Annotated in this window: 15 protein-coding genes; 7 read left to right on the top strand and 8 right to left on the bottom strand. The window is 59.4% G+C overall.

The window, feature by feature from the left end; genetic code table 11:
* Nucleotides 1-29 precede the first annotated feature (29 nt).
* On the top strand, nucleotides 30-350 hold the full coding sequence (gene trxA / locus ACERHN_RS09795) for a thioredoxin (protein ID WP_415922448.1): 321 nt from the start codon (nucleotides 30-32) through the stop codon (nucleotides 348-350).
* 270 nt (nucleotides 351-620) lie between these two features.
* Entirely contained in the window at nucleotides 621-1,181 is a 561-nt protein-coding gene (hslV, locus tag ACERHN_RS09790) for an ATP-dependent protease subunit HslV (RefSeq protein ID WP_415922447.1), read from the top strand.
* 54 nt (nucleotides 1,182-1,235) lie between these two features.
* Here hslV and ACERHN_RS09785 read toward each other — a convergent pair whose 3' ends face one another.
* On the bottom strand, nucleotides 1,236-1,622 hold the full coding sequence (locus ACERHN_RS09785) for a DM13 domain-containing protein (protein ID WP_415922446.1): 387 nt from the start codon (nucleotides 1,620-1,622) through the stop codon (nucleotides 1,236-1,238).
* 172 nt (nucleotides 1,623-1,794) lie between these two features.
* Between ACERHN_RS09785 and hslU the strand changes: the two genes are divergently transcribed.
* The 3 genes from hslU to ACERHN_RS09770 are packed head-to-tail and all read left to right on the top strand — an operon-like array spanning nucleotide 1,795 to nucleotide 5,509.
* Nucleotides 1,795-3,102, top strand: a complete 1,308-nt coding sequence (gene hslU, locus ACERHN_RS09780) for an ATP-dependent protease ATPase subunit HslU (RefSeq protein ID WP_415922445.1) — start codon at nucleotides 1,795-1,797, stop codon at nucleotides 3,100-3,102.
* A 59-nt stretch (nucleotides 3,103-3,161) separates the two neighbouring features.
* Nucleotides 3,162-4,265: an alpha/beta hydrolase gene (locus ACERHN_RS09775; protein ID WP_415922444.1), complete on the top strand. Its 1,104-nt coding sequence runs from the start codon at nucleotides 3,162-3,164 to the stop codon at nucleotides 4,263-4,265.
* Between the two features lie 14 nt (nucleotides 4,266-4,279).
* Nucleotides 4,280-5,509 (top strand): MFS transporter, encoded by a 1,230-nt coding sequence (locus tag ACERHN_RS09770; RefSeq protein WP_415922443.1) that lies wholly within the window; start codon nucleotides 4,280-4,282, stop codon nucleotides 5,507-5,509.
* Here ACERHN_RS09770 and ACERHN_RS09765 read toward each other — a convergent pair.
* The 3 genes from ACERHN_RS09765 to ACERHN_RS09755 all read right to left on the bottom strand — a co-directional run bounded on the left by ACERHN_RS09765 (nucleotide 5,492) and on the right by ACERHN_RS09755 (nucleotide 7,778).
* Nucleotides 5,492-6,091, bottom strand: a complete 600-nt coding sequence (locus tag ACERHN_RS09765; RefSeq protein ID WP_415922442.1) for a Smr/MutS family protein — start codon at nucleotides 6,089-6,091, stop codon at nucleotides 5,492-5,494. The genes ACERHN_RS09770 and ACERHN_RS09765 overlap by 18 nt on opposite strands.
* Nucleotides 6,088-7,041: a murein transglycosylase A gene (locus tag ACERHN_RS09760; protein WP_415922720.1), complete on the bottom strand. Its 954-nt coding sequence runs from the start codon at nucleotides 7,039-7,041 to the stop codon at nucleotides 6,088-6,090. The genes ACERHN_RS09765 and ACERHN_RS09760 overlap by 4 nt, the downstream gene beginning before the upstream one ends.
* 77 nt (nucleotides 7,042-7,118) lie before the next feature.
* Nucleotides 7,119-7,778, bottom strand: coding sequence for a Tim44/TimA family putative adaptor protein (locus tag ACERHN_RS09755; RefSeq protein ID WP_415922441.1), 660 nt, complete (start codon nucleotides 7,776-7,778; stop codon nucleotides 7,119-7,121).
* Nucleotides 7,779-7,905: 127 nt separating this feature from the next.
* Between ACERHN_RS09755 and ACERHN_RS09750 the strand changes: the two genes are divergently transcribed.
* Entirely contained in the window at nucleotides 7,906-8,385 is a 480-nt protein-coding gene (locus ACERHN_RS09750) for an FxsA family protein (protein WP_415922440.1), read from the top strand.
* Nucleotides 8,386-8,445: 60 nt separating this feature from the next.
* On the top strand, nucleotides 8,446-8,925 hold the full coding sequence (secB, locus tag ACERHN_RS09745) for a protein-export chaperone SecB (RefSeq protein WP_415922439.1): 480 nt from the start codon (nucleotides 8,446-8,448) through the stop codon (nucleotides 8,923-8,925).
* 48 nt (nucleotides 8,926-8,973) lie between these two features.
* Here secB and dnaQ read toward each other — a convergent pair whose 3' ends face one another.
* From dnaQ to ACERHN_RS09725, 4 genes are read right to left on the bottom strand one after another with little or no spacing between them, the layout of a single operon-like run.
* Nucleotides 8,974-9,660, bottom strand: a complete 687-nt coding sequence (gene dnaQ / locus ACERHN_RS09740) for a DNA polymerase III subunit epsilon (RefSeq protein WP_415922438.1) — start codon at nucleotides 9,658-9,660, stop codon at nucleotides 8,974-8,976.
* Nucleotides 9,653-10,246 carry a dephospho-CoA kinase gene (gene coaE, locus ACERHN_RS09735; protein WP_415922437.1) on the bottom strand — a complete coding sequence of 198 codons (594 nt, stop codon included), beginning with the start codon at nucleotides 10,244-10,246 and terminating at the stop codon, nucleotides 9,653-9,655. The genes dnaQ and coaE overlap by 8 nt, the downstream gene beginning before the upstream one ends.
* Nucleotides 10,243-11,073, bottom strand: coding sequence for a shikimate dehydrogenase (locus tag ACERHN_RS09730; protein ID WP_415922436.1), 831 nt, complete (start codon nucleotides 11,071-11,073; stop codon nucleotides 10,243-10,245). The genes coaE and ACERHN_RS09730 overlap by 4 nt, the downstream gene beginning before the upstream one ends.
* A gap of 12 nt (nucleotides 11,074-11,085) precedes the next feature.
* Nucleotides 11,086-11,685, bottom strand: a complete 600-nt coding sequence (locus ACERHN_RS09725) for a Maf family protein (RefSeq protein WP_415922435.1) — start codon at nucleotides 11,683-11,685, stop codon at nucleotides 11,086-11,088.
* Between the last annotated feature and the right edge of the window lie 119 nt (nucleotides 11,686-11,804).

Here is an 11,804-nt window from a genome sequence, read left to right as displayed (position 1 = left end):
CGATTTTATGCCCCTCCAGGAGAGATGATATGGCAACGATGGCAGTAACAGACGAGACGTTTGATACCGAAGTGGTCGAGTCCGACATTCCCGTTGTCGTCGACTTCTGGGCGGAATGGTGCGGGCCCTGCAAGGCAATCGGTCCAGCGCTGGAAAGCCTGTCGGACGAGATGGCTGGCAAAGTCAAGATCGTCAAAGTGGACGTGGACAACAACGCCAACTCCGCGGCACGCATGAGCGTGCGCAGCATCCCGTCGCTGTTCGTGTTCAAGGACGGCGAAGTGGTTGCAAACCACGTGGGCGCAGCGAGTGCTTCGGACCTGCAAAAGTGGATCGAAGGCGCGATCTGATCGCGCAAGAAGGTTTGTATTTGAAAGGGGCCCGCGTGGCCCCTTTTTTACGTCTTGGGCAGAGGACGGGCGTCATGAAAGGCCAGAAATAATTCTGGCGATGCTACCTGCAATCGCGCCGCCCGCACGTCATCTACCCAAACCCCCAGCGGCTGTTTCATACATGGATCCCGTCGGATGCCCATGGCCGTGCCTGATCACATCCGCCGCTCGGATTGAAGCCGTCGGCGCAAAGGCGCATATAGGCAAAAGGTCAGACACGAGGCGCATATGGCAAAGACAGAGTTTCCCGGATGGCACGGCACCACGATCATCGGCGTCAAAAAGAGCGGCGAGGTTGTGATTGCCGGGGATGGTCAAGTGTCACTGGGCCAGACAGTGATCAAGGGAACTGCGCGCAAGGTGCGCAGGCTCAGCCCCGGCGGACATGATGTGGTTGCCGGTTTTGCGGGATCCACCGCGGATGCCTTTACCCTACTGGAACGACTGGAAGCCAAGTTGGAGGCCACACCCGGTCAACTTGCCCGCGCGTCCGTCGAACTGGCAAAAGACTGGCGCACCGACAAGTACCTGCAAAAGCTGGAGGCGATGCTGATCGTCACCGATGGGTCGGACATGTTTGTCATCACTGGCGCGGGTGACGTGTTGGAACCGGAACACAATGTTGCAGCCATCGGGTCAGGCGGCAATTTCGCGCTGGCAGCGGCGCGGGGCATGATGGACGGGGACAAGACCGCAGAAACGGTGGCGCGGGATGCCATGGCGATTGCGGCAGATATTTGTGTTTACACCAACGGCAATCTCACCGTGGAAAAGATCGGCGCAGAATAAATTCGGGGCGCCCCGACCAAGGGGACGACCCGGAGATCAGGGCCTGGACCGGGCTCAGTTCAGCTTGGCGACGCCGAGCGGCACGTTGAACTTTTCGCACCAGATCCAGACTTCGTTATACTGGGCGGCATCAATGCCTGCAGGCACGGCATAGCTTTGCTTGCCAGCGTTTTTCGACAGCTTGCCCATCAACGTTGCCGGATCATACCCGTCACGGCCCAGCGCGACCTTGGGATCGGGCGCGCCGTCAAACCAGAAATCATCAAGCAGGATTACTTCGCTCTTGCCGTTTTTGGTCACGACTTCGGCGCGGCCTTTGGTGACGTGATTGCTGGCGCCGGTGAATGTGCCGACCCGACCATGACCGCCGGCGAACGAGGGCAGAGCAGTGGTCGCCAGCAAGGCGGACGAGGTGATCAGAAAGTTGCGGCGGTTGGTCATGGGTCTTCTCCCGGTTTGTGTGACGGGTTAAGAATAGGAACCGGTCAGTCCAAAAGTATACCCCACCTCGCGCAACCGTGACGGAACCGGAGCGGTTTCGTTGGCTCAGGTTGCGTTTGCTACGAATTTGCATAGGTATCAGCCACGCATTGTAACAAAACCGGACCGCGCTGTGACTGATCTGACCCCCCGCGAAATCGTTTCCGAGCTTGATCGCTTTATCATCGGTCAAAAGGACGCCAAGCGCGCCGTTGCTGTTGCGCTGCGCAATCGGTGGCGGCGCAAGCAGCTGGGCGATGATCTGCGGGATGAGGTGTACCCAAAGAATATTCTGATGATCGGACCCACCGGCGTCGGCAAGACCGAGATCAGCCGCCGCCTCGCCAAATTGGCGCGTGCGCCGTTCCTCAAGGTTGAGGCGACGAAGTTTACCGAAGTCGGCTATGTCGGGCGTGATGTGGAACAGATCATCCGCGATCTTGTGGACGCCGCGATCATCGACACACGCGAACGGATGCGCGAAGATGTGAAGGCCAACGCACATGCTGCGGCGGAAAATCGGGTGATCGAGGCCATTGCAGGCACCGATGCGCGCGACGCCACCCGAGAGATGTTCCGCAAGAAACTCAAGAGCGGCGAGCTTGATGATACGATCATCGAACTGGATGTTGCGGACACATCCAGCCCGTTTCCCATGATGGATATCCCCGGCCAACCGGGCGGCAATATGGGCATGATGAATATCGGCGACTTGCTCGGCAAAGCGATGGGCGGGCGTACGACGCGCAAGAAACTCACTGTCGCCCAAAGCTATGACGTGCTGATCGGGGAAGAGGCGGACAAACTGCTGGACGATGAAACGGTGACCAAGGCCGCGCTCGAAGCCGTTCAGGAAAACGGGATCGTGTTTCTGGATGAGATCGACAAGGTCTGTGCACGGACAGACGCGCGCGGCGGTGACGTCAGCCGCGAAGGGGTGCAGCGCGACCTGCTGCCGCTGATCGAAGGCACGACCGTCAGCACCAAACATGGGCCGGTGAAAACGGACCACATCCTGTTCATCGCGTCAGGTGCGTTTCACATTGCCAAGCCGTCGGATCTTTTGCCGGAGTTGCAGGGGCGTCTGCCTATCCGGGTCGAGCTGCGCGCATTGACCGAAGAGGATTTTGTGCGGATTCTGACCGAAACCGACAATGCACTGACCCGCCAATACACCGCGCTGATGGCAACCGAAGAGGTGACGGTGACATTTGAACCCGAGGGGATCAAAGCGCTGGCTCGAATCGCGGCCGAGGTGAACCAGAGTGTCGAGAACATCGGCGCGCGGCGGCTTTATACAGTTCTGGAACGCGTTTTCGAGGATCTGTCTTTCAGCGCGCCGGATCGTGGCGGTGAAGAGATCACGGTGAACGCTGCATTTGTCGATGAACACCTTGGGGCGCTGGCACAGTCGGCAGATGTGAGCCGATACGTCCTCTAGCGTCACCGCGGCAATTGGCTTAGGCGTCTTGCCAAGAAGTCGTAAACAGGACGGAAGACATGCGCTGGCTATTGCTGATTTCGATGGCTGTGCTTGTGGCTTGCAGCGACCGGACTGCTGCACCCGTTGTGCCCGAAGCGTTGAACATCGGTATCAATCGCACCGTGTTCATCGGCACCACCCGTGCCGTAAACGACGCCGGTGAGTTTGGCATCGGACGCAGCACGACCCTGTCCCTGCTGCAAAGCCAGGTGTCGATCCCGCCCGGACGTGCAATCGGCACCGTTTCGGACGGCTTCGACAAGCCCAAACCGGAACGCGACTTTGTCCTCGCATCCCTGGACCAGTATCCGGACCGCCAGACCTTTGCGACAGCCTTGCGGCGCGAGATAAACCAGAGCGCCGAAGACGGGCGGCGCGAAGTCACCGTTTTCGTGCACGGCTTCAACAACAGCTTTACTGATTCCGCGTTTCGCATGGCGCAACTGGGGCATGACCTGGAATTGCCGGGCGCAATGGTCAGCTATTCCTGGCCCAGTCGGGCGAACCCTCTGGGATATGAATACGATCAGGACAGCGCCCTGTTCGCGCGTGACGGGCTCGCTGAATTGCTGCGGTCGATCCGGGCGGCGGGCAATCCGGACATCATCCTCGTGGCGCATTCCATGGGCAGCTATCTGGTGATGGAAACGCTGCGGCAGCTTGAAATTCGGGAGCCGGGTTGGGCGGGTCGGTCTTTGCGCGGTGTGATCCTGATGTCACCAGATCTGAACGTCGACCTGTTCCGGAGCCAGATTTCCAAATTCCAGACCGTGCCCGATCCGTTTGTCGTCATTGTCTCGCGCCGGGATATCATCCTGCGTGCGTCGGCGCGGCTGCGCGGACAGCCATCGCAATTGGGCAATATCAACGATGTGGATGATATTGGCGATCTGCCGATTACCGTGCTTGACGTGTCTGCCTTTACCGACCGGCAATCCGGCAACCACTTTATCGCGGCAGGTTCGCCGGCATTGATCCAGATCCTGAAGCGCAGCGCGGAAATCGACCGGGAATTTGTAAGCGGGCGAACCGGAGCAACTCTGGTCATTCCGGGCCAACGTCGCATCCTGAGCCGCGCAACTGAAATCGAAGTGACGGGCCAGCCCCAGCGGCGACGCTAGTGACGGGTCGTCCGGTGTTCCAGCCCTGGGGTCCGTTCCTGCGCGAGAACGCGCAGTGGTTGACGGCCGGTGCACTCCTGACGCTGCTGTCGTCGTTCGGGCAGACGTTCTTTATTTCGATCTTTGCCGCCGAAGTGCAGCGTGACTTTGATCTGTCCCATGGAGCCTGGGGGCTGATCTATGCCACCGGGACGATGGCGTCTGCGATTGTCATGATATGGGCCGGGGGTCTGACCGACCAATGGCGCGCGCGCAGCCTTGGCGTTCTGGTGCTTGGTCTGCTTGCTGCATCCTGCGTTGCGATGGCGGTGAACCCGTTTGTCGTTCTGTTGCCCGTCATAATATTTGCCCTGCGTCTGACCGGGCAGGGGATGACAAGCCACATCGCCGTCGTTGCCATGAGCCGTTGGTTTGTCGCGACAAGGGGCCGCGCGCTTTCGATCGCGACGCTGGGGTTTTCAGTGGGTGAGGCGGTGCTGCCCATCCTGTTTGTCGCTCTGTTGGCCCTGTTGGAGTGGCGCCTGCTTTGGATTTTCGCCGCGCTGATGGCGTTGGGTGGCATCCCGATCTTGACGACGTTGCTGCGCCGGGAACGGACGCCACAATCCATGGCGCATGAAAACCAAAGCCTCGGGATGAATGCGCGCAACTGGACCCGGGGCGAAGCGCTGCGCCACCCGCTTTTCTGGTTCATGATCCCCGCGCTTATCGGGCCGTCGGCCTTTGGCACGGCGTTCTTCTTTCATCAGGTGTATTTCGCCACGCTCAAGGGGGTCTCACATCTGAGCCTTGTGGCGTTGTTCCCGATCTATACTGCGGTTGGCATCGCGGCGATGGTGGGTACAGGCCTCGCGCTGGATCGGTTCGGAACCGCGCGATTGATCCCGTATTTCCAACTGCCCCTGGTGTTGGCCTTTGCGGTGTTTGGCCTTGCGACGTCATTGGTGCACGTGGCGCTGGGCCTCACGTTATTTGCGCTGATGACTGGTGCGAATGCGGTGTTGCCCAACGCATTCTGGGCAGAATTTTACGGCACCGGGCATATCGGATCGATCAAGGCGATGGCCGCCGCGGTCATGGTCCTTGGCTCTGCGATTGGGCCTGGCCTGACCGGTGTCCTGATCGATGCGGGCGTCGGCCTCGACATCCAGTATCTTGGTGTTGCCGGCTACTTCATCTTTGCCAGTGGGATGATGTGGATCGGGATCAACCGGTCGCGCACCGACCTACCGACGCCTGCGTAGATAGACGTAGTACGCCCCGCCGCCGCCATGCCGATTGTGCGCCGCGCTGACCTGCAAAACCGCGCCCGAGAGCGGCGGCAAAGAAAGCCATTGTGGCACCTGATGACGCAACACGCCAAGACGGACCGGAATGGGGCCGCCTTCATCACGGTGTTTACCCTTGCCCGTCACCACGAGGACCAACCTTTTGCCCTGCGCTTGCGCAGACAGAATGAACTGCGTGAGCGCCGGGTGCGCCCGGTCAAGCGTCATGCCGTGCAAGTCCAGCTTTGCCTCGGGCCGCAGTTTGCCCCGCTTCATGTTGGCAAAGGCTTTTTTGTCCATGTTCACGGCCGCGCCCTGCACCTGATCCGCAATCGCGGGCATCATATCGATCCGTGTTGCGGGTTCGGATTTGGCCATGGCCTTTGGTGTGACCAACGGATCAAAGGACACTTGCGCCTTTTTCGGAGCGCGCGGTGCTGCGGTTTCCACGAAATCCTCTGGACTGAGTGGTTTTTGCGCGTGCATCCGCTCGGTCGTGTCAGCGACACGGCGCCACAACTCTTCTTCTTCGGGACGCAGGCGGCGGCGCCGGGTCATGATGCGCCTTCAGGCAGCAGGGCATAGGCACGTTGGATCGGCATCAGAACCATCATGCGCCCGGGATCCCGCAACCGGCCCGCTTGCCGCCCCGCCTTGTCCCCGGTGCCAAAAAAGACATCTGCCCGCTGCGCGCCTTTGATTGCTGACCCTGTGTCCTGCGCGATCATCAAACGACGCAGCGGAGCCTTGCCATCTTTTTCGACCCATACCGGCGCACCCAAAGGGACAAACGCGGGATCAACGGCAATCGACCGCATCGTCGTAATCGACCGGTTCATCGCGCCAAGCGGCCCCTTGTCCGCTGGCACCTCGCTCACCTCGCGGAAAAAGACGTAGGACGGGTTGTGATACAAAAGCTCGCGCCCCGCCGCGGGGTTCCGGTTTACCCAGTTCTTGATGACCTGTGCGCTGACCTGATGCGGTTGATAGGTCCCACGCCGCACCAATTCGGCCCCAAGCGACCGGTAGGGATGACCATTGAACCCGGCATAGCCAACGCGGATGGTGCGCCCACCGGGAAGCCGTATGCGCCCCGATCCCTGCACCTGCAAAAAGAACAGTTCGACCGAATCGTCGACCCACGCAATCTCAAGGCCGCGACCGTCCATCGCATCCCCTTCGAGGATCGCCCGCCGGGTCAACCATGGGCGAATGTTCCGTGCTTCGGGCGGCATTTTATACACCGGAAACCGGTAGCGCGACGACCGGCGCAGACTGCCATCCAGCTCCGGTTCGAAGTAGCCGGTGAACAGCGCCGGCTGACCATCCTCGATCAGCACGGGACGAAAGAACAACTCGAAAAACGCGCGGGCGTCGGGAATGTCACCCGCCAGAGCACACAGATTGCTCCAATCCGGATCGTCCATGTCGCGGCAGGTGTTGCGGAACGTGGTCAGGGCGGCGGCATGGTCATCCTCCGCCCAGCCATCCAGGCTGTCAAAATCCATGACGGTATAGCGCAAATCGCCGTCAGCCTTGGCGGTCACGGGACACACCAAGGCCAGTAGCGCCACCGCAACATGGACTACGCGTCTGTAGACACCAAAAGCCAATTCGGGTCGTCCGCCCCCATGGTGCGGGCAAAGGCCCACGTGTCTTTCTGACGTTTCACTTCTGTCGCGCTGCCTTCGACAATGTCGCCACCGTTGTCGCGTACAACTGACGTCAGCTCCGCCACGAAACGAATGGTCAATTCAGCCTCGTTGGTGTCCTTGTTCAGCGTTGCATTCACCAGCTTCATCTCGCGCACGCCGATAAATTCGGCTTCGATCGTCAAACCCTGATCTTCGCGTGCGGCAACGCCGTCGACAAAGCTTTCATAGATGTCTTCGGCCAGGATGGGCTGGATGTCCGCCAACTCACCGCTTTCATAGCCCATCACGATCATCTCATAGGCGCCGCGCGCGCCCTGAAGGAAGTCAGCGACATGAAACGATGGCTCCAGCCGCTTCATCTCGGTCAGGGCCTGTGCCGCATCGCTGTCTTCGTCGACGTGATCGGTGATATCCAGATCGGGGCCCCCTTCGATCACTTCCAGATCGGGGCGCGTGCTTGGCCCGGTATCCTGACGGGGCAGGGGGGGCTGTTCAAATCCTTCGCGGGTTCCAAGCACGTTTTTCAAACGTAAAATCAGAAACACGGCGATCCCGGCAAGGACCAAAAGCTGGATCAGCGGAGAGTTCATTCAAACCTCGAATAAGATAGCGCGGGATTGTACCCGGGTGGCGATTGCCTGTCAGGGTCCTTATGTAGGTGAGGGGGTGGGCCAAGTCCACTGCGGCCCGTGGGGCCAAGCCGAAAGGACGTCGCATATGTGGCTGTTTATCGCTTTTCTTGCGGTTCCGTTGATCGAAATCGCGCTGTTTATCCAGGTGGGTGGGGCAATTGGCCTCGGCTGGACGCTGTTGATCGTCATCATCACTGCGATCCTCGGCACATATCTGGTGCGGCAACAGGGGTTGCAGGCGTTGGCGCGTGTGCGCAGTTCCTTTGAGCAGTTGCAGGATCCAAGCGAGGCGTTGGCGCATGGTGCGATGATCCTGTTTTCGGGCGCGCTTCTCCTGACACCGGGGTTTTTCACAGATGCCGTGGGCTTTGCGCTGTTGGTGCCGGGCGTGCGGCTTGCCGTATTCAAATGGGCGCGGACCAAGGTAAAAGTGGCCAGTTTTGCCACACATGGCACCGCGCATCATGGATCGCCGGGCCAATCTGACATCATTGAAGGTGAATATACCGAAGTCCCCGAAGACCAGCGCGGCGTGTCCGGCCCGTCCGGATGGACCAAGCATTGAGGACAGCGGCCCAAGCTGTTACCAGAGCGCAAATTTGAATGCCTTCAGGAGTTGACAGAAATGGCCGAAGACCAAGCCACTGAGCCGAAAGCGCCACAAATGCGCATTCTCGGCCAGTTCATCCGCGACATGTCTTTTGAAAACATCATCGCCCAAAAGGGTGGTTCGCCGGACATGAAGCCCGACATTCAAATTCAGGTGAACCTGGACGCGAAAAAGCGGGCGGGTGACAATCAGTATGAATCTTCGATCAAACTGAACGTCACATCAAAGGACAAGGACAGCGAGACCGTCCTGTTCGTTCTGGAAATCGACTATGTCGGCGTGTTCTTCATCGACAACGTTCCGGAAGAACAGCTGCACCCGTTCCTGTTGATCGAATGCCCGCGGATGATCTTCCCGTTCCTGCGTCGTGTCGTGAATGACATCACACGCGATGGTGGCTTCCCGCCGATGAACCTCGAGAACATGGATTTCGTGTCGATGTACCGCAACGAAATCGCGCGCCGTCAGCAGGGTGAGCAAAAACTCGACGCCTGACGGTCAGATAGTTTCGGACAAAGCCCGGCGCCCTTGGCCCGGGCTTTTTCATTTCCAGAGCGTGGTTTCGCCCAGCTTTTCCACGAACGCGGCGTGCGCGGCACGTTCCTGATCGGAAATGCGATTGCCCAAGGGACGCGGCCGCGGGGGTGGTGTCCAGCTTCCTGCGTCAGACGTCGCTGAGGTGACTGTGCCCGTGTTGCCGGCCAGCGCAAAATCCGGCTGCCGCCCGCCGATCAGCTCAAGGTACACTTCGGCCAGAATTTCACTGTCGAGCAGCGCCCCGTGCAAGGTTCGCGCGGAGTTATCGATGCCAAACCGGCGGCACAAGGCGTCAAGAGATGCAGGGGAACCGGGAAAACGACGTCGCGCGATATCGAGCGTATCCACAGCGCGGTCATATGGGATTTGCGGCAAGCCCATCCATTTCAGTTCGGCATTCAGGAACTTCATGTCGAACGCCGCATTGTGGATGACCAGTTTTGCGTCACCGATGAAGTCCAAGAACGCCTGACCAACCTGCGCAAATTTCGGTTTGCCGCGCAGGAAATCGTCCCCAAGCCCGTGCACCTCGAACGCCTCTTGCGGCATCGCGCGTTCCGGGTCGATATATTCGTGGAACTGGTTTTGCGTCGGTACGTGACCGATCAGCTCAATCGCACCGATTTCCACGATACGGTCGCCGCCATCGGGGTCAAAACCGGTGGTTTCCGTATCAAGCACAATCTCACGCATCAGCCATCCCACCTTTGATTTGTGAGATCACAGAATGGACCTGCGTACGGGCGTGTTCAAGCGTATCTGTCACGATCACATAATCAGCGCGGGCGCATTTTTCATCGTTTGGCATCTGCTTGGCACGGATGGCCAGGAACTGGTCTTGGGTCATCGTGCCGCGGGCCATTACGCGTGCCTCTTGCACATCCGCCGGTATGGACACGCAAACGGTTGCATCCATCGCAGCATCCCCACCGGTTTCAAACAGAAGAGGGATGTCAAAGACGATGATTGGCGCATCCGTTTCAGCGATGAATGCCTGTCGGTCAGCTGCCACCAATGGGTGCACAATCGCTTCGATCTGCTGTAAAGTTTGTGGGGTTTTGCCAATCTCGGCTTTCAGGACATCTCGAGACACGGCGCCATCGACAATCGCATGCGGTATCAGATTGGAAATCGCAGCGACCCCAGCGCCGCCCGGGGAATAAAGCCGGTGCACCGCGGCGTCAGCATCCCACACCGCGCATCCAGCATCTGCAAACATCCGGGCGGTTGTCGATTTGCCCATGCCGATGGATCCGGTCAGGCCCAGCTTGAACGTCATCGCAAGGCAGCTGCGCGTGTCGCGCTGTCAACCTCGGGCCGTTTGCCAAACCAGCGCTCAAAGGCCGGGACCGCCTGATGCAACAACATGCCAAGACCATCAACGGTAACGCATCCCGCCGCTTCTGCTTCGGCAAGAAGGCGGGTGCGCAAGGGGGCATAGACAAGGTCCGTGACCGTCGTTCCCGCCCGCAGCCCGTCAAGCGGCACGCGCATGTCCTGCTTGCCGATCATGCCAAGCGAAGTGGTGTTCACAACCAGGTTTGAATCCTCGAGGATGTTTCCCGCCTGCACCCAATCGACCACCGTGATCCGCATACCAAAATCTTCGGCCAGCTTTTCCGCGCGCACACGCGTGCGGTTGGTCAGGAAAATTTCGGGCACACCTGCATCGGCCAATGATGCAACCACCGCACGCGCCGCGCCCCCTGCGCCAAGCACCGCGGCAGGCCCTGCCGCCGGGTTCCAATTGGGTGCGCCTGCCTTGAGGTTCTCGATAAATCCGTAACCGTCTGTGTTGTCCGCGTGGATCTTGCCATCCTTGCGGAAGATCAGCGTGTTTGCAGCCCCGATCAGTGTTGCGCGGTCCGTGATCAGATCGGCAATCTCCAACACCGCTTCCTTGTGCGGGATCGTGACATTCACCCCCACGAACCCGGCCTTTGGCAATGTATCCAGAACCTGACGCAGGTCGGACGCCTCGACCTCCATCGGGACATAGTCACCGGGCAGCCCATGTGTTTTGAGCCAATGTTTGTGTATCTGCGGCGATTTGCTGTGCCCAATAGGAGAGCCAATGACCCCAGCCAGCGGAATCCGTAACGTCATGATATTGCCACGCTATCCTTCGATCACACCCCGTAGCGTCAGAAACGCCAACAGTTCCAAAAGTGGCATACCGAGGACGTGAAAGTAATCCCCTTCCACGGAATGAAACAGGCGCACGCCCTCTGCCTCCAACTGATATGCCCCAACTGAATGCTGAATGTCAGCCCAGTTTCTGTCGACATAGCCCGCAAGGTAGTCATCCGAAAATTGCCGCATACGCAAGCGCACCTGTCCCACATGGCGCCAGATCGGGCGCCCTTCGTGGTAAATCACCGCCGCAGAGAGCAGCATGTGGCGTTCGCCGCGCAGCGCCTTGAGTTGTTCCGTTGCCTCATCAGGAGAACGGGGTTTTGACAGAATTTGGTCCCCGATCGACAGGACCTGATCACATCCGATGACCATGGCATGCGGGTTTTTCTCATGGACCTTGCGCGCCTTGGCTTCAGCGAGCACGTCGGCGATATCACGGGGTAGGGCGTCCTCGGCCAACATCGCAGCCTTGATCGCATCCTCATCCACGCGCGGCTTTACAATCTCGAACGCAACGCCGGCGTTGCGCAGCAAAGTGGCGCGGGTGCTGGAACCAGAGGCGAGGAGGATGGGGACATCCATGCGGATAACCTTGTGCGAAACTGTGAGACTTCGTGTGGCTGACTGTCTGGGCAATCACGCGGGATGAGACAAGTGGGTAAAACACACCCCGTCTCGCGGATTTGCCATCATTTCATCCC

This window comes from Tateyamaria rhodophyticola (assembly GCF_047777875.1).
Taxonomy (GTDB): Bacteria; Pseudomonadota; Alphaproteobacteria; order Rhodobacterales; family Rhodobacteraceae; genus Tateyamaria.
This window is presented reverse-complemented; position numbering and strand designations above follow the sequence as displayed.